We start from the raw sequence: 16,681 nt of genomic DNA on the forward strand, positions 1-16,681 counted from the left end.
TCGCAGCCGTGAGACTTCCCTCCCCCTCCACAACCGCTGTAACAATCCCTGTCTTTCTATAGCGAACCCCGAAGCCGCTCGCTCACAACCACCGCCAAAACCGCCCCCAGAACCCCCGCTCCAGATCCGCCTTGCACCCCGCATACTGGCGCGCATACAGATCGGAACGGGCCTTGACCTTGCCGGCAACCGGCAACAACCAGGCCTTGCTGGCATAGGTGCGGTTGCGGTAGCCGCCCCAGCCTTCGTGGTAGTTCAGGTACTGGCCGTAGGCGTCGTATTTGTACACGCCGTTGATGGTGGCGGTCTTGTCCATGTACCAGCCGACAAAGTCGATGGCATCGTCGAAGTCCTGGCGGCTGGCCCAGTTGCGGCCGGTGCTTTTCTGGTAGTCGCCCCACACTTCATCCTTGGCCTGGGCATAGCCGGCGGCGGTGCTCACACGGCCCCAGGGGATGATCCACAACAGGTATTTGCGCGGGGTCTTGGCGTTCTGCCGGAAGCCCGATTCCTGGTACATGATGGCGAACGGTATCTGGATCGGCACACCCCAGCGTTTCTGGGTGACTTTGGCCGCGTCGTACCAGTCGTCCTTCTCGCGGAAGATGGCGCAGAGGTCATCGGGGGAGCGCGGCGGTGAGGTACCGCACGCCGCCAATAAGGTGGTGAAGAGCAGGAGGGCTGTGGTTTTTACCGGGGTCAAAAGCATACCTTTGCGTGAGCGCGAAAAAAGCCGACAGTTTACGCGCTCACGCAAGGTGTTGTGGTCATGACATCAATTGGCCTTGATCAAGCCAATGGCACTTTGCGGGTCGAAATGGCCAGGCGACCAATGCCAAAGCTCAATGCCGCGCCCAGTACCAGCATCAACAAGGTGCTCCACGCCGCGCGGGACAGTTGCTTGGCCGCTACTTCACCCGCTTCACGGGCCTGTTGTTCAGCTTGGGCCTTCAGCTCTTGGACTTTCTGCACAGCCTGTTGGTAGGCCTGGGCATAGTTCTCGACAATCTGGCTGGCCTCGGCCTGGCTCTTGCCGGTGCGGGCGGCGACGATGTTGACCAGCGCCTCTTTGTCTGCCGCGTTCAACGCAGGTTCACCGGAGGCTTTGACGCGTTCGAACCACTGCTTGAGTTCAGCCGCCGCCTGGGCTGGATGGGTGGCTGCATCAGTGGCTGCTTGCTGGCCGTCTGCCGCTGCCTGGTCGGCTTTTTGCTCGACATTGGCGGGATCCAGTTCTGCCTTGCCGCTTTGCTTGAGCAAGGTGTCGAGCTCGCCCTGCAGGCTGTCCCAATCCAGACTGATGCCCTTCTCGTTCAACTGCTGCTTGACGCTGTCGCTGATGCCGGGGGCTACCGCAGCAATCCCGCTGCCGGCCGCCGACAGGCCTTTGCCCACCACATTGCCTGCGGCGCCCACCACGCTGGTGGCCAATGCCGCCAGCAGCCAGGTGGTGAGCAAGGTGGTGATGGTCCAGCTCAGGACACCATGCAGGCCTCCACGATCCGGAGCGGTACGGCCGGCGACAAAGGCGCCTACGCCAATCGCCAGCAAGGTAGAGACAAACAGCCAGATCCCGGCGCCGGTGCCAAAACCGCTCAGCGGGTTGCCGGCCGCCATTGGGTCGACCGCACTGGCGCCGATGGCAGTGCCCAGAACGCTCAGCACCAGGTAGGTCACCAGGGCAATTGCACTACCGGCCAGGACTGAGCCCCAGGACACGCGAAACGGCGAACGGTTGGTTTCATAAAGAGTGGTCATGATCGTTCCTTGGACAAATGAGTAGGCCTTCAGTGTGTCCAGACCGGTGGCTACGGTCTCGGCACAAATGCACTAGGACGGCTGGTGCATTCGCACCCCGCCAGGGTGATTGGCTCTGCACTATGCTCAGGCTCTGTTGTCGTACCCCACATGTGCCAGACACGCCCTGTTTTGTAAGAGCGAGCTTGCTCGCGAAGAACCTGAGGGCGCCGCGTTCTTCCAGGGCGCGCGCGTTACCGTTGGAGACCTTCGCGAGCAAGCTCGCTCCTACAAGAGACAAGGTTGTCCTTATCTACCCTTTTTGGAGAAAGCATGAGCCAGGCCGTCCTCGCCCAAGAAACCAATCGCCGCCAATTGCAGCAGATCATTTCCGGCCTGTCCGACGGGGTGATTCTCGCCGAACTCGACCAGAGCATTCTGTGGGCCAACGATGCTGCACTGACCATGCATGGCCTGGGCGATATTGCCGGGCTTGGCGCCAATACCGCCGAATACGCCGAGCGTTTTGCCCTGCGCTACCGCAACAATCACCCGCTGCCCTTGGAAGCCTATCCACTGAGCCGAGTGGCCAACGGCGAAGCGTTCAGCGATGTGGTAGTAGAAGTCACGCCCACTGCCGACCCCGACCGCACCTGGGTCCATCGCCTGCGCAGCCTGGCGCTCACCGACAGCGCCGGCAAGCCGGAACTGCTGGTGCTGATCCTCAGCGATGCCACCGAATGGGCCAGCGCCGAGCAGCGTTTTGAAAAGACCTTCAACGCCAACCCGGCGCCGGCGGTGATCTGCCGCTTGAGTGATTTGCGCTATATCAAGGTCAACCAGGGCTTCCTCGAAATGACCGGCTACAACCGCGACCAGGTCATCGGCCGTTCGGTGTACGAACTGGACGTGCTGGAACAGGCCGAGCGCAAGGAGTTGGCGATCCAGCGCCTGGGCGAAGGTGCGACCATCCCGCAGATGCAAGCCGAGCTGAAGCTGCCCGAAGGCGGCAGCAAGCTGGTTATTGTCGCCGGCCAGCCGCTGGATATGAACGATGAGGAATGCATGCTGTTTTCCTTCACCGACCTGGAGCCCCGGCGCAAGGCCGAAACCGCCCTGCGCCAGAGCGAGGAGCGGTTTGCCAAGTCGTTCCGCCTGACGCCGGTGCCAACCCTGGTGTGCGATGCGGGCAATCAGCAGGTGGTGGACGTCAACGACGCGTTCATGACCATCACCGGCTACACCAGCGAAGAGTTGATCGGCAAATCCATCAGCGATATCAACTTTATCGACAGCAGCGAGGCCTGCACGCAGTTGTTCGCCACCCTGGAAAAGGCCGGCAGCCTCGAAGGCCAGGACCTGAAGATCCGCAAGAAAGGCCATGAGGTGATTGACTGCGTGGTGTCGGCCGACACCGTGACCATCCAGGACACCGCCTGTTACCTGCTGGTGATGATGAACATCACCGAGCGCAAACGCTCGGAGTTGGAGTTGGTGTCGGCCATCGAGGAAGTGATGAAGGACGCGTCCTGGTTCAGCCAGACGCTGATCGAAAAACTGGCCAACGCCAAGAGCGTCAACAGCCCCAACCAACCGAACATCGCCTTCACCGACCTGACCGCCCGTGAGCGGGATGTACTGGGGTTGATCTGTGAAGGCCTGGCCGACAAGGAAATCGCCTCGCGCCTGAAGCTGGCGCCCAATACCGTGCGCAATCATGTGGCAACGGTGTACTCCAAGCTCAACGTACACAGCCGCAGCGCCGCGATTGTATGGGCGCGGGAACGAGGGCTGTTTGCTGGCGAGCGACGGGTAAAAAAACCATGAACCAAGTGCAAATGCACTAGCCCTACCAGTGCAAATTCGCCTTATTGCGAGGGGATGGGCTGCTTAACCTTGAAGGGTAGCCACAGGGTTTGACGCTCTGTGCCATGGCGATTGTTACCCTTGAAGGAGACATCATGAAAAGTGAACAAATCAAAGGCCGCGTGGAAAAGGCCGTCGGCAAGGCCCAGGACTTTCTTGGCGACATGACCGATGACGAACAACTCCAGGCCCAGGGCGTAGCGCGCCAGGCGGCCGGCCAACTGCAACAGACCTATGGCGATGTGCTGGACAATGTCGGTGACTTTGCCCAACGCAAGCCGCTGGCCACCGTGGCAATCGTCGCGGGCGTGGGTCTGGTCCTGGGCCTGTTGCTGCGTCGTCGTTAATGGGGGCCGGCATGTTTACCTTGTCCCAACTGCGTAACTGCATCGAAGAAGCCTTGTTGCCGCTGACTTGCGAGTTCACCCTGTGCCGCGATTCGTCACTGACGTTGAAGGTGTTTGATGCCGAGACTGGCCGCGTGGACCTGGTGGTGACCGGGATCAGCGTGAACAAGCTCAAGACCCCGCAGGACGTCGCGACGATGGTCGAAGAATTGCGCTACGAATTGCACAGCAACACCGTGGGCGGTGCCATCTCCATCTGACCCCGCCCCTTTGTAGGCACTATCCCCTGTGGGAGCGGGCTTGCCCGCGATGGCGGCGGATCAGTCAAAGATGCATTTACTGACAGGCCGCAATCGCGGGCAAGCCCGCTCCCACAGGGACGCAGTCGTTTACACAGGGGGTGGGATGTCAGGGCGCGGCTTCAACGACGCCCCGATAAAGTAGAACAGCCCCCCGGCCACGATAAACCCGGCCAGCATGTAGAACATGTAGTGCGCCGGCAGGCTGGCCAGCACCAGCCCGCACAACACCGGCCCCAGCGCGGCGCCGAGGTTGGAGAGGTTTTGCGCGCCGTAGTACATGCCCCGCAGGTGGTCCGGGGCGATGCGGTCGATAAACATGTACTCGGCGGGGAACACGATGATTTCCCCCACGGTAAAGATCGCCATCGACACCACCCACCACCACACGCTGGTGGACAGCGCAAAGCCGATCACCCCCACCATGAACATCGCCAGCCCCAGGAGCAGCCAGCGGCTCAGGTGACGGTGGCTGATCTGCCGGCCGATCACGTATTGCAGGGCGATCACCAGCAGTGCGTTGGTGGTCAGAATGGCGCTGATTACGGTGTAGGTGTATTCGGCGTCCGAGGTGGTCACCAGGTATTGCGACAGGTAGGCGGTAAACTGCCCGAACACCACCGCGCTGAGCAAGCCGCCGAGGGTAAAGCACACCAGGCGATGATCGCGCAGCAATACCCGGCCCACCGCGAGGAAAGGCACCGGTTTTTGCGCGGTGTCGATCGTCGCCAGGCGGCGGTCGCCCCAGCGCCAGTAGAGCAGGAAGAACCCCATCCCCAGCAGCACCGACAAGACAAACGGCAGGCTCATGTCGACCTTGGCCACCATCGCGCCCAAGAACGGCCCTACCGCATAGCCGATATTGGTCAGGGTGTACTTGATGGAAAACACTTCGCTGCGCGCGTCGACGGGTAACAGGCTGGCAAAGCCGGCCTTGACCGCGACATCGATCACCGCATACGCCAGGTTGATCAGGATCAGGCAACTGTAGAAAAGCCACAGCTCGCGGGCCAGCAGCGTGCCGACAAACCCCAGGACAAACAGCAGGCTCAGCCCCAGCAACAGCCGGTAGCTATTGACCCGGTCCACAAGGAACCCGCCATACACACTCAGCAGGGATCCGACGATCAGCGAACTGCCGATCACCAGGCCCACCTCGCTGATACCCAGGGCGAAGTGGCTGGACAGGTAGATCACCATGTACGGAAAAGTGATCGCCTTGGCCAGGGTCAGTACCAGCGTGGCCGATAGCAGCAGGTTTACGCTGCGGGGGTAGTTTTTTATTGTTTTCAGCATCCTGCTCTCGTTCCCTGAAAGTCGTCGTTGCACAGGCTACGACAGGCGCAAAGCGCAGCTACCTTAACTCAGGACGAGCGGCAAAAAATGCCGTTTTTATGCAGTCGTGCATGATTTTTTAAATACCTCGACCCCAGGGGAGGAAGGCATTGGCCCGCCCCCCCACAATCGCTTATTTGGCAGGCGTGATATCGAGGATGGTGCCATTGGTGATTTTCACCAGCACATAACGGTCGTTGACCCGCGCCCACTGGCTGTCGTCATGGGGCGCTTTGAGCCCGCGCTTTTTCCAGTCCGCAAGGGCCGATTCCTTGCGCACCAGGATATCCGGCGCACGGTCTCCCACTTTCAAGTCTCGGGTATTGATGTTTGAAGGCTCCACGGTTTTCTGCGGATTGTCCTCGGCCTGCACGGTAAGGCTGGTGGCGGACAGGCTGGCGGCAACCAGCAGGCTGGCAATCAGGGACGTTGCTTTCATGGGCATTCCTTCAATAAATGATGTGTACCCAGGTTCCGACAGCAGGGCCCTGCAATCATTCAGCGGCAATACAGCCACGGGTATCGGTGCCTGCTAATCTTGCGCCAGCCCTCCATCGAGTCCGAGAACAATGAAAACAGCCCTGACCCGAACCAAACTGCTGGCCAGCGCCCTGATCGTGATCGCCGTGATTGGCGGTGCCACTTATTACTTGCTGGACCGCCGTGCCACCCACGGCCTGCTTGACGGTCCCCAATACAGCGAAGCGCAACTCAATGAGGGCGGTGTGGATGGCATCCGGGACCTGCCGTTGCCAGAAGCAAAAAAACGCCTGAATTACCTGATCCTCGATATGCGCGACGGCATCAACCGCATCGCCATGCTCGAAAGCATGCGCCTGGAAATCGGCCCGGCCACCCCCACGCCAGGCGAACAGAAAGAGCTGAACTATGAGGAGCCGTTCGTACCCTTCCCCGCCGCCGAACTGAAGGCGGCATTGACCGACCTCAAGCGCACACCAGGGCAGTTCCAGCAGTTGTTCTTCGACAATGCGTCCGGGCTAAAGCTGGAAGTCGAGGCGATTCGCGAGGTGCTCAAGCGCGGGGCCCTGCCCGATCAGCAGACCGAAACCAGCTATCGCATCCAGACCCTGTACTTTCGCGACGGCTCGCAGCAGCCGTTCGCCGAGGTGGCGATCAAGGATGAAGACAGTGAGGAGCAAGACCAGGACACCACCCAGGCCGAACTCAAGCTCAACAAGCCCCTGGAACGCATCAGCCTGGCCCTGACTTATCAGGCCTACCCCGGCTTCAATAAAATCGTCCTCGACCGGGCCCACCCGAAAGCCACCGCCGAGGGTGGCGAGGTGTACCAACTGACCCACCTGGGCGACGCCAGCGCCTCCTTGCAACTGGCAACGCCGAAGAACAAATCCTATGTAATCCAGGGCCTGACCGCCGATGGCAAGACGCTGTACAGCGCTGGCAACAGCTCCAACACTTCGCCCACCGCCGAACAAAAAGCCAACCTGCGGGCCTACTACAACGAACTGCTGCGCATGGCAGACAACTTCGCCGACTTCAAGACGGCCGCTGCGGTGCAGGATCACCTGGAACAGTTCGCCAGCAACCTGCCCAGCTCCGACAGCGAGCTGAGTAACGTGCAGGCCACCTACCAATTCGAAGACACCCCCGCCAGCATCGTGATTTACGTGCTGGACCCGCTCCAACCCCAAACCCTTGATTGGGACATGCACAACAGCACCGCCCCTCGCGAGCGCTACATCGCCTACGACAGCGCCAGCGAAAGCAGCGGCTTTATCGACAGCAAGGGGCAGTGGGTGGTCAAGCCGCGCTTCAAGCGCATTGATACCACCGAGATGCCCGGCGTGTACCACATCTTGGTCGGCGAAAAATCTTCCGGCGAGGGCTGGAGCGAATTGCAGTTCAAGTACTTTGCCTTTGTACCCGGTACGCAGACGTTGAAAGAACTGCCCTTCGAAATCATCGACAGCGCGGTCAACAACAACCTGATGATTGTCGAGCGTGAAACCAACGGCCCCTATGGGGTCTACGACGTGAAGAAGCTACAGGTCGTGGTGCCGATGAAGTACGTCAACCCCAGTGTGATCGGCAACGTGTTCATCGCCCGCCCTGGCGAGACCACCTATGGCTCAAACTCGTTGTACGGCGCCTGGAGCCTGAGCGGCAAGGAGCTGTTGGCACCGCGCTACTCCGCAATCAACAGCAGCGGCGAGTTTATCTACGCCACCTCCGCCGACCAGAAACAGACCGACGTCTACAACCTGCAGATGAAGAAACTCAACCCACCCGGCGCGACCGTCTTCGGCCAGTTTGTCCAGGGCCAGCCTCTGCTGATCCAGGACCGTGGCAGCCGCAAATACAGCTTTATCAACGAACAGGGCAAGGCGCTGCCTTTTAGCCTGCCCTTCGATGACGTCAACCCGTTTTCCAACGGCATGGCGGTGGTGCAAAAGGGTAGCCGCTATGGCGCCATCGACGTACACGGCAAACTGCGCGTGCCCATGACCTACAGCAAACTCAACCCATTCCAGAAAAACCTGGCCTCGGCAGAAATGGATAATTTTGAAGGGTTGGTACTGATCGACAAAAACAACCGCGTGGTGAAAAAACTTGGGTCATATACCAGCTACAGCTACCCGTACAACAGCAACGACGCGACCTATAGCATCTGGGATGCGCAGGTGCCAAACCGCGTGAATGTGTTCGACGCCGATGGCAACCAGACCGATAGCTTCGAGCGCGAGTGAATGATGGCATCGTTGTAGGAGCCGGTTTGCCGGCTCTTACAACAGGACCGCTATTGCATCCGTGAAATTAATCCTGTAATTTTTCATGAAATTTTTAGACAAGAATTTCACGAACCTCCCATGGACAAACAAGAAGAACTGGACGCCCTGGCGATCCTGATTCACGACCTGCGCAAATACAAAAAGCTCACCCTGGCCCAACTGGCACAGAAGATCGAGCGTTCCGTGGGGTTCCTGTCCCAGGTCGAGCGTGGGTTGTCGCGCCCCACCGTGGCGGACCTGACCGCCATCAGCCATGCACTCGACGTGCCCACCACCTATTTCTACAGCCTGTCCAAACCCAAGGCAGTGGCCTGGGTCACGCGGCCCAACGAGCGGCGCACGGTGTATTACGCCAATGGCATCACCGACATCCTTGTCTCCCCCAGCATGCAAGGGGCGTTTTCGATCCTCGACAGTCTGCTCGAACCCGGCGCCAACAGTGGCGAACAGACCATGAGCGACCGCGCCGAGCAGGCCGGTTTCGTGCTTGAAGGCCACCTGACCCTATGGGTCGAGGGCGAAGCCGATGCGGTCACCCTCGGCCCCGGCGACAGCTTTCACCTAGCCAGTTTTGCCCACTGCCGCTACGGCAACCTGACCGACCTGCCGGCCCGCGTGCTGTGGGTCTATAACTGAGGCACACCAAGGAGCGTCACCCGTGAAAAGCCATTCCTCCACGTTACTGGCCGAAGTGCGGACCTTTCGCCAGAACCATCCGGATGTACGTTACGTCGACCTGATTTGCCTGGACATCCCAGGGCGTTTCTACGGCAAGCGCTACCCGGTTGAAATGTTGGAAAAAGTCGCCGCCGGCAGCCCCCTGAAGCTGCCGCAGAACGCGGTGCTGCTGGGCGCCCAGGGCGGTTTGTTCAAGATTGGCGACTATTGCTTCCATGACGGCGACCCCGACGCCAACCGCCGCCTGGTACCCGGCACGCTCAAGCCTGTGAGCTGGGAGGCGCAGCCCCTGGGGCAGATGCTGATCACCTCCGACGGCACCGAGGCGCCCATCGAATTCGAGCCCCGGGAAGTACTGGCCAAAGTCCTGGAACGCCTGCACCGCAAGGGCATTCACCCGGTGGTGGCGTTTGAGCTGGAGTTCTACCTGTTCGACAGAAAACTCGCCGACGGCCTGCCGCAATTTGCCCGCGACCCATTGAGCGACGACCCCGACGACCAACCGACCCTGCATATCGAGCGGCTGTCGCGTTTCGCCCCGGTACTCGATGACATGGTGCAGACCGCCCAGGCGCAGGGGATCGACATTACGGTGATCACTGCCGAGTTGGGCCCTGGCCAGTTCGAAATCAATTTCGGCCACCTCGACGACGGACTGCGCGCCGCGGACTGGGCCGCGCTGTTCTGCCGCAGCACCCGTGGCGTGGCGCTCAAGCATGGCTATCGCGCCAGTTTCATGGCCAAGCCCTACCTGCAACATCCCGGCAGTGGCATGCATGTGCATGTCAGCCTGTACGATGCCGCCGGCAACAACCTACTGGCAGCGCACCAGCAGCAACCACTGCGTCACGCAGTGGCGGGTTGCCTGGAACTGCTGCCCCATTGCATGCCGATTTTCTCGCCCAACCACAACGCCTTCCGCCGCCTGGGCGGTACCGTCAATGCGGCTACCAAGGCCTGCTGGGGCTATGAAGACCGGGATGCCTGCGTACGCATTCCCGAGTCCGACCCACGCAACCTGCGGATCGAACACCGTCTGGCCAGTGCCGACGCCAATCCGTACCTGGTGCTGGCGGCGATCCTGGTCGGGCTTGAACATGGCCTGGATGCAGCGCGTGAACCTATTGCACCACTGAACGAGGACCGCGACAGCGGCCACGACTTCCCCCTGGAAATGCTCGAAGCCGTACGCGCCATGCAGCAACAACCGGCCCTGCGCGAAGGCTTGGGCGCGGAGTTTGTCGACGTCTATTGCGAAAACAAACGCCAGGATCACCTGGCTTTCCAGCAGGAAATCAATGCGCGGGAATATCGCTGGTATCTCTAGCGACCGTCCCTTTGTAGGCGCTGGCTTGCCAGCGATGGCCATAGGTATCGACACAACGCTCAGAAACTCACGAACTCCCCTGTGGCGAGCGGGCTTGCCCCGCGCTGGGCTGCGAAGCAGCCCTAAAGCCAGCCGCTACGGTGTATCTGATACACCGCATTCGACTTACTGGGGCTGCTTCGCAGCCCAGCGCGGGGCAAGCCCGCTCGCCACAGGGGAGTTCTATCGCTTCAAGCCGGCTCCTGCAAAGCTGTTACCTTGCAAAGGTCTTATGACCACCCTCTCCTGCGGACTCCCCATGACCGACCAAAGCCCCCCTGCCCTCAAGGAAATCTTCAACCTCCAGCGCCTGCAGCACATCGCTAATGAGATGAGCGCGGTGTACCCGCCGTTCGATGCCAAGGGGTTTCTCCAGCACGCCAGCCAGGACCTTGCCGGGTTGTCGGTGATGCAGCGCATGGCCCGCGTCAGTGAAAGCCTGCACGCGGTGATCCCCCTGGACTATGCACAGACCCTCAAGCTTCTGTATGCCCTGGCCCCGCGCCTGAACAGTGGTTTTGTCAGCCTGTTCCTCGGGCACTATGTGGCCAGCTACGGCCTGGATGATTTCAAGCGCTCGATGGCGGCGCTCAAGTACTTCACCACCTTTGGCTCTGCCGAGTTTGCCGTGCGGGCTTTTCTGCTCCAGGATTTGCAGCGCACGCTGGCGGTGATGCAAAAGTGGTCGCTGGACGATAACGAACACGTGCGCCGACTCGCCAGCGAAGGCTCGCGGCCCAGGTTGCCGTGGTCGTTTCGCCTGGCGCAGGTGCAGGCCGACCCGCGTCTGTGCGCATCAATCCTGGACAACCTCAAGGCCGACAGCAGCCTGTATGTGCGCAAGTCCGTGGCCAACCACCTCAACGACATCACCAAGGACCATCCTGAGTGGGTGCTGGATGTGATCGAGCGTTGGTCCCTGGACAACCCCCACACCGCCTGGATCGCCCGCCACGCCCTGCGCAGCCTGATCAAGCAAGGCAATACCCGCGCGCTGACGATCATGGGCGCAGGCGCCCGGGCCGAGGTGAAGATCCATCAGTTCAAGGTCGAGCCAGCGGCGATTCGCCTGGGCGAGCGGATCAATCTGTCGTTTACCCTCGAATCCACGACCAGCGCCCCACAAAAACTGGTGGTGGACTACGCCATCGAGTACGTAAAAAGCGCCGGCCATAGCGCCGCCAAGGTGTTCAAGCTCAAGGCGTTCACCCTCGGCGCGGGTGAACGGCACACCGTGCTGCGTGGCCAACACATCCGCGACATGACCACGCGCAAGCATTACCCCGGCCAGCATACGGTGCACGTACTGGTGAACGGCGAGCGTCTGGCGAGCAGCGGATTTGAGCTGATAGGCTGACCCCTCCTACCGAACAAAAGGCTCTATCTCGGGCCTTTCAGCGATATTTATTGTCCTACAATGCTGGTTTTTGGTGTTGCGATCCATTATCATCTTGCGCCTCTTGGTACCCGTACGGGTATCTGTGTCAATGTTCCACCTGAGGCGCCCATGCACCGTTTCTCGTTTTACCGCCCTTTGATTTGCGCCAGTCTGGGGCTTGTTTCGCACACTGCTCATGCCGCGTTGCAACCCATGGCCGAAGCTGCACTTGCCAACGAATCCGAGCTGCACTGCCACTTCAACCGTGACGCCAGCACCGATTGCACGACCACCTACCGCTACACCATCCTCCAGCCCAGCGGCCGGGAAATACTGTCGCGCATCGACTTCAACTACGCCGAAGGCGATGGGTTTGAAGTGCTGCACGCCGAGTCCACCCAGCCCGGCGGCAAGCCGCAGGCCCTGGCCGAGTCGCAGATCGATACGCGCACCGCGCCCAACCCCGACCAGGGCTTTTCCCGCGTGAAACAGACCTCCCTGGCCTTCCCCAACCTGCGGGTCGGCACACAGATCCGCTACACCGTGCGCGAACATCACCCGGCCAAGCCGCTGATGACCGAGTTCCACTACGCCCTGCAGTTTGGTCCCAGCAACGCCCGTCGCGACCGGCTCAAGGCACGCTTTACCGCTGAACGGCCAATCGAGTGGCGCGCGGAGTTGATGGACGGCTTCACCATCACCCCCTCGGTCAATCGCAAGACCCTGGATATCGAGCAAAAAGCGCCGAGCTACCTCAACTACATCAACGAATCGGGTCATGCCTATATGCGGCTGATCCCGCGTATCGAAGTGGGCAGCAGCCTTGATGTGCAAAAGCACTTCGGTGGCTTTGCCCAGCGCTACAACCAGATCCTCGCGGCCAAACTGCCGGCGGGCAGTGCCGCTGCCGTTGCCGCCGTGAAGGGCCTGGCCCCCGCGCAACAAGTGGCGGGGCTGATGCAGCACATCAACGATCACTACCGTTACCTGGGTGACTGGCGTGCCACGGATCGTGGCTATGTACCGTTTAACCTGGCGGAGATCGAGCAGCATGGTTATGGCGACTGCAAGGACCTGGCGATCCTCCTGACTGCCATGCTCAAGGCCAGCGGGATCAAGGCCGAGACCGCCTGGGTCAGCCGGGGGGATGTGGTGGACTCATTGCTGGTTCCGGGCACTGGCGCGCCCAACCATGCCATCGTGCGTGCCGAGGTGGCCGGCCAGGTGTGGTGGCTGGACCCGACCAACCCGGTGTTCGCCCCGGGCCAGACCATGCCCGATATCCAGGATCGCTGGGTACTCGTCAACGATGCGCAGGGCCAGGTGCGCGAGGAGCATATCCCCCTGGCGCGCCCTGAAACCAGCATCCGCCTGGACAAGCAGGTGCATTACGACAAACAGGGCAACGGCACGACCCGCGCCAGCGTCACCTTCAGCCGCCTGACGCTGATGCAGTTGAGCATGGCTGACCGTGAACAGGGGGCCACTGCCACTGACCAGAACATCTGCGACAACTTCGGCCGCGAGATCAGCGATTGCCAGGTGACCCGCCAACCCACTGGGTTCGTGCAGCCCGATAGCTACACGGTCAAGGCCAGCATGACCGACCTGCGCGCCCTGGAAAAACTCGATGAAGGCTACGTCTACACCGACCAGTCGCTCAAGGAGAAATGGGACGGCCTGCTCAACTACCGCCGCAATGGGCAACGGGGCGACCTGTACCTGGGCAACCCGGACACCGTCGACTACACCTTCACCTTGACCGACGGGAAGATGGACAAGCCGGTCCAGGGCTGCAAGATCCACTCGCCCTGGTATGACCTGGAACTCGACGGCGAACAGCTCAAGGATGGCTTGCGCTACCACTACCGGTTGACCCAGAAAGTGCGCTGGTTGGGCCATGACGAAATCGTCAGTGCACCGTTTGAAAAGATGATCAACGATGCTCGTGCATGTGGTGAACAGGTACACCAGACAGTAAAACTCTAAACCCACGCACAGTCCCATGTGGGAGCTGTCTCGCCCTGCGAGGCAGCGATGACGAAGGTATTGCCAGCATTGAGTTGACTGACCTGCCGCCATCGCAGCCTCGCAGGGCGAGACAGCTCCCACATTTGATCTCTGTACACCCTCACACCTGATTGGCTCCCCCCGGCTTGAGCGTTGTACATCCTCCTCATTTTGATCATCGCGCCCTTCGCTACTCGCCCAACAGCAGCCCCTGCTCCTTGGCGCACAACTCCACCACGTAATCCCACAACACCCGCAACCGCACCGACTTGTGCAACTCGCGCCGGGAGCTGATCCAGTAGCTGCGCTGGATGCTTTCCTCCGGCAATAACGGCACCAGGTCCGGGTCGCCTGCGGCCATGAAGCACGGCAACACCGCAATTCCCAAGCCCGAACGCGCTGCCTGTTGCTGGGCAATCACACTGGTGCTGTGGAACACCACCCTGGGGTTGCGACAAAAACTGCTGAGCAGCTTCAACTCCTGACTGAACAGCAGGTCGTCGACGTAGTCGATCCACGCATGGGCAGCCAGGTCTTCGCGCTTCTCGATGGCGGGCGTGCGCGCCAGGTAGCTGCGGCTGGCATACAGGGCCAGGCGGTAGTCGGTGAGTTTGCGCGTGACCAATTGATCGACGCTGGGCCGCTCCAGGTGGATGCTGATCTCGGCCTCGCGGTTGAGGATGCTGACAAAGCGCGGCACAGCCACCAACTCCACTTCCAGCCCCGGATAACGCTCGAACAGGCCGCCCATGCGGCTGGCCAGGAACATCACCCCCAGCCCTTCGGCCACCCCCAGGCGGATCTTGCCCAGGGGCGCGGCGGAGTGGGTCAGTTCTTCTTCGGCCAGCAGCGCAACGTTCTCCATGGCTTCGGCATGTTTGAGCAGTGCCTCGCCCGACGGTGTCAGTTCATAACCCTGGGCGTGCTGTACAAACAACGCGGTGCCGAGGCTTTTCTCGATGGCCTCGATATGCCGGGCCACGGTCGCATGGGTGGTCTTCAGGCGCTGGGCAGCGGTGAGCAAGCGCCCGCTGCGCTGCAACTCCAGAAAATACCGCAGGTCATTCCAGTCGAACATGTCGCCTCCCCTCCCGGCCATGAGAACAGCGCTGTTTAAAAACGCACAGCAGCTGGGTAAAAACTAACATTTTTAAGACGAAAACTAACAACTAGGATGGAGCCAATAAGAAAAACAAGCGAGACCCCAGATGACTATTGCACCTGCGCAATACGATTACGTGGTAGTAGGCGCCGGCCCTGCGGGCTGCCTGCTGGCCAATCGACTGTCCGCCAACCCCGCCCATCGCGTGCTGCTGCTGGAAGCCGGCGGCCGCGACAATTACCCCTGGATCCACATTCCCGTCGGCTACCTGTTCTGCATCGGCAACCCGCGCACCGACTGGTGCTTCAAGACCGAAGCCCAGGAAGGCCTGCAAGGCCGCGCCTTGAGCTATCCACGGGGCAAGGTGCTGGGCGGCTGCTCGTCGATCAACGGCATGATCTACATGCGTGGCCAGGCCAACGACTACGACGGCTGGGCCGCCGAAGGCAACCCGGGCTGGGCCTGGGACGATGTGCTGCCACTGTTCAAGCAAAGCGAAAACCATTTTGCCGGCGCCTCGCCCCTGCATGGCGACAGCGGCGAGTGGCGCGTGGAGCAACAGCGCCTGCACTGGCCGATCCTCGACGCCTTCCGCGAAGCCGCCAAGCAGAGCGGGATTGCCAGCATCGATGACTTCAACCAGGGTGATAACGAAGGGTGTGGCTACTTCCAGGTCAACCAGAAAGGTGGCGTGCGCTGGAATGCGGCCAAGGCGTTTCTCAAGCCCATCCGCCAGCGTGCCAACCTCACCGTGCTGACCGGGGTCGAAGTCGACCGCGTCCTCCTTGAAAACGGCCGTGCCAGTGCAGTAGTGGGCCGCCAACTGGGGCAAGCGGTGACGTGGAAAGCGCACAAGGAAATCATCCTGTGTGCCGGCGCCGTGGGTTCGCCGGGCATTCTGCAACGCTCCGGTATCGGCCCTTCCAGCGTCCTTGGGCCACTGGGCATCGAGGTGCTGCACGAGCTGCCCGGGGTCGGTGGCAACCTGCAGGATCACCTGCAACTGCGGCTGATCTACAAGCTGGAAAACGCCCGCACCCTGAACCAGATCGCCGGCTCCGTATGGGGCAAGATGGGCATGGGCCTGCAGTACCTGTATGACCGCAGCGGCCCGCTGTCCATGGCGCCCAGCCAACTCGGCGCCTTCGCCCGCTCGGGGCCGGAACAGACCTCGGCCAACCTCGAATACCACGTGCAGCCGCTATCGCTGGAGCGCTTTGGCGAGCCGCTGCACGCGTTCCCGGCGTTTACCGCATCGGTCTGTGACTTGCGCCCGCAGAGTCGCGGGCGCATCGATATCCGCTCGGCCGATCCGTCTGCGCCGCCGCTGATCCAGCCCAACTACCTGAGTCATCCAGAAGATTTACGCGTGGCCGCCGACGCCATCCGCCTGACCCGGCGGATTGTCGGCGCCCAGGCCCTGCGCCCGTTCAACCCGGTGGAGTACCTGCCTGGCGAAGCGTTGCAGAGCGACGAACAGTTGCAGGAAGCCGCGGCGCGGATCGGCACCACGATCTTTCATCCGGTGGGCACCTGCCGCATGGGCCAAGACAAAGACGCCGTGGTCGATGCCCAGTTGCGTGTGCACGGGGTTCCCGGCCTGCGTATCGCCGACGCCTCGATCATGCCGCGCATCACCTCCGGCAACACCTGCTCACCCACGCTGATGATCGCGGAAAAAGCCGCGCAACTGATCCTGTCCCCTTCAACGAGGAACCTCACCCCCCAACGAGAACAGACAACACCGGCATGACCTGTAGGAGCGAGCTTGCTCGCGAGAATCGCCAACGAT

At 61.1% G+C, this 16,681-nt stretch carries 14 protein-coding genes; 9 read left to right on the forward strand and 5 right to left on the reverse strand.

What is annotated here, in order from left to right:
- Positions 1-82 precede the first annotated feature (82 nt).
- Together C5F71_RS01605 and C5F71_RS01610 are read right to left on the reverse strand one after the other, a co-directional pair.
- The gene (locus C5F71_RS01605) at positions 83-709 is read right to left on the reverse strand and encodes a hypothetical protein (protein WP_070995667.1); all 627 of its coding nucleotides are present in this window, start codon (positions 707-709) and stop codon (positions 83-85) included.
- 80 nt (positions 710-789) lie between these two features.
- Positions 790-1,758 (reverse strand): hypothetical protein, encoded by a 969-nt coding sequence (locus C5F71_RS01610; RefSeq protein ID WP_104910442.1) that lies wholly within the window; start codon positions 1,756-1,758, stop codon positions 790-792.
- Positions 1,759-2,070: 312 nt separating this feature from the next.
- On the opposite strand from C5F71_RS01610, the gene C5F71_RS01620 reads away from it, so the two are divergent.
- The 3 genes from C5F71_RS01620 (at position 2,071) to C5F71_RS01630 (ending at position 4,210) form a co-directional block, all read left to right on the forward strand.
- Entirely contained in the window at positions 2,071-3,564 is a 1,494-nt protein-coding gene (locus C5F71_RS01620) for a PAS domain S-box protein (protein ID WP_104910444.1), read from the forward strand.
- Between the two features lie 134 nt (positions 3,565-3,698).
- Positions 3,699-3,950, forward strand: coding sequence for a CsbD family protein (locus tag C5F71_RS01625; protein ID WP_029296551.1), 252 nt, complete (start codon positions 3,699-3,701; stop codon positions 3,948-3,950).
- Between the two features lie 11 nt (positions 3,951-3,961).
- Positions 3,962-4,210, forward strand: a complete 249-nt coding sequence (locus C5F71_RS01630) for a DUF1652 domain-containing protein (RefSeq protein ID WP_104910445.1) — start codon at positions 3,962-3,964, stop codon at positions 4,208-4,210.
- A gap of 129 nt (positions 4,211-4,339) precedes the next feature.
- On the opposite strand, the gene C5F71_RS01635 is transcribed toward C5F71_RS01630, so the two are convergent.
- Positions 4,340-5,545, reverse strand: a complete 1,206-nt coding sequence (locus tag C5F71_RS01635; protein ID WP_104910446.1) for an MFS transporter — start codon at positions 5,543-5,545, stop codon at positions 4,340-4,342.
- A gap of 172 nt (positions 5,546-5,717) precedes the next feature.
- A complete protein-coding gene (locus C5F71_RS01640) occupies positions 5,718-6,023 on the reverse strand; it encodes an RcnB family protein (RefSeq protein WP_070995670.1) in 306 nt (101 codons plus the stop codon).
- 130 nt (positions 6,024-6,153) lie between these two features.
- Between C5F71_RS01640 and C5F71_RS01645 the strand changes: the two genes are divergently transcribed.
- The 5 genes from C5F71_RS01645 to C5F71_RS01670 all read left to right on the forward strand — a co-directional run bounded on the left by C5F71_RS01645 (position 6,154) and on the right by C5F71_RS01670 (position 13,766).
- Complete coding sequence (locus C5F71_RS01645) at positions 6,154-8,313, forward strand: WG repeat-containing protein (protein WP_104910447.1); 2,160 nt, start codon at positions 6,154-6,156, stop codon at positions 8,311-8,313.
- 120 nt (positions 8,314-8,433) lie between these two features.
- Positions 8,434-8,991, forward strand: a complete 558-nt coding sequence (locus C5F71_RS01650; protein ID WP_029296561.1) for a helix-turn-helix domain-containing protein — start codon at positions 8,434-8,436, stop codon at positions 8,989-8,991.
- A gap of 22 nt (positions 8,992-9,013) precedes the next feature.
- A complete protein-coding gene (locus C5F71_RS01655; RefSeq protein WP_070995671.1) occupies positions 9,014-10,360 on the forward strand; it encodes a glutamine synthetase family protein in 1,347 nt (448 codons plus the stop codon).
- A 298-nt stretch (positions 10,361-10,658) separates the two neighbouring features.
- Positions 10,659-11,756, forward strand: a complete 1,098-nt coding sequence (locus C5F71_RS01665) for a DNA alkylation repair protein (RefSeq protein WP_104910448.1) — start codon at positions 10,659-10,661, stop codon at positions 11,754-11,756.
- Positions 11,757-11,906: 150 nt separating this feature from the next.
- Complete coding sequence (locus C5F71_RS01670) at positions 11,907-13,766, forward strand: DUF3857 domain-containing transglutaminase family protein (RefSeq protein WP_104910449.1); 1,860 nt, start codon at positions 11,907-11,909, stop codon at positions 13,764-13,766.
- A gap of 211 nt (positions 13,767-13,977) precedes the next feature.
- Here the strand turns inward: C5F71_RS01670 and C5F71_RS01675 are convergent, their stop codons facing one another.
- Positions 13,978-14,865 (reverse strand): LysR family transcriptional regulator, encoded by an 888-nt coding sequence (locus C5F71_RS01675; RefSeq protein ID WP_070995673.1) that lies wholly within the window; start codon positions 14,863-14,865, stop codon positions 13,978-13,980.
- Between the two features lie 130 nt (positions 14,866-14,995).
- On the opposite strand from C5F71_RS01675, the gene C5F71_RS01680 reads away from it, so the two are divergent.
- Entirely contained in the window at positions 14,996-16,642 is a 1,647-nt protein-coding gene (locus C5F71_RS01680) for a GMC family oxidoreductase (protein WP_070995674.1), read from the forward strand.
- The last annotated feature ends 39 nt before the right edge of the window (positions 16,643-16,681 follow it).

The sequence above is a fragment of the Pseudomonas sp. LG1D9 genome, from assembly GCF_002949995.1.
In the GTDB taxonomy this organism is placed as follows: domain Bacteria; phylum Pseudomonadota; class Gammaproteobacteria; order Pseudomonadales; family Pseudomonadaceae; genus Aquipseudomonas; species Aquipseudomonas proteolytica.

What these genes read in the sequence shown, in the direction of transcription:
- C5F71_RS01610 (WP_104910442.1), bottom strand. Translation starts at nt 1,758, where the DNA reads ATGACCACTCTTTATGAAACCAACCGTTCGCCGTTTCGCGTGTCCTGG.
- C5F71_RS01680 (WP_070995674.1), top strand. Translation starts at nt 14,996, where the DNA reads ATGACTATTGCACCTGCGCAATACGATTACGTGGTAGTAGGCGCCGGC.
- C5F71_RS01665 (WP_104910448.1), top strand. Translation starts at nt 10,659, where the DNA reads ATGACCGACCAAAGCCCCCCTGCCCTCAAGGAAATCTTCAACCTCCAG.
- C5F71_RS01670 (WP_104910449.1), top strand. Translation starts at nt 11,907, where the DNA reads ATGCACCGTTTCTCGTTTTACCGCCCTTTGATTTGCGCCAGTCTGGGG.
- C5F71_RS01625 (WP_029296551.1), top strand. Translation starts at nt 3,699, where the DNA reads ATGAAAAGTGAACAAATCAAAGGCCGCGTGGAAAAGGCCGTCGGCAAG.
- C5F71_RS01630 (WP_104910445.1), top strand. Translation starts at nt 3,962, where the DNA reads ATGTTTACCTTGTCCCAACTGCGTAACTGCATCGAAGAAGCCTTGTTG.
- C5F71_RS01650 (WP_029296561.1), top strand. Translation starts at nt 8,434, where the DNA reads ATGGACAAACAAGAAGAACTGGACGCCCTGGCGATCCTGATTCACGAC.
- C5F71_RS01620 (WP_104910444.1), top strand. Translation starts at nt 2,071, where the DNA reads ATGAGCCAGGCCGTCCTCGCCCAAGAAACCAATCGCCGCCAATTGCAG.
- C5F71_RS01645 (WP_104910447.1), top strand. Translation starts at nt 6,154, where the DNA reads ATGAAAACAGCCCTGACCCGAACCAAACTGCTGGCCAGCGCCCTGATC.
- C5F71_RS01635 (WP_104910446.1), bottom strand. Translation starts at nt 5,545, where the DNA reads ATGCTGAAAACAATAAAAAACTACCCCCGCAGCGTAAACCTGCTGCTA.
- C5F71_RS01640 (WP_070995670.1), bottom strand. Translation starts at nt 6,023, where the DNA reads ATGAAAGCAACGTCCCTGATTGCCAGCCTGCTGGTTGCCGCCAGCCTG.
- C5F71_RS01675 (WP_070995673.1), bottom strand. Translation starts at nt 14,865, where the DNA reads ATGTTCGACTGGAATGACCTGCGGTATTTTCTGGAGTTGCAGCGCAGC.
- C5F71_RS01605 (WP_070995667.1), bottom strand. Translation starts at nt 709, where the DNA reads ATGCTTTTGACCCCGGTAAAAACCACAGCCCTCCTGCTCTTCACCACC.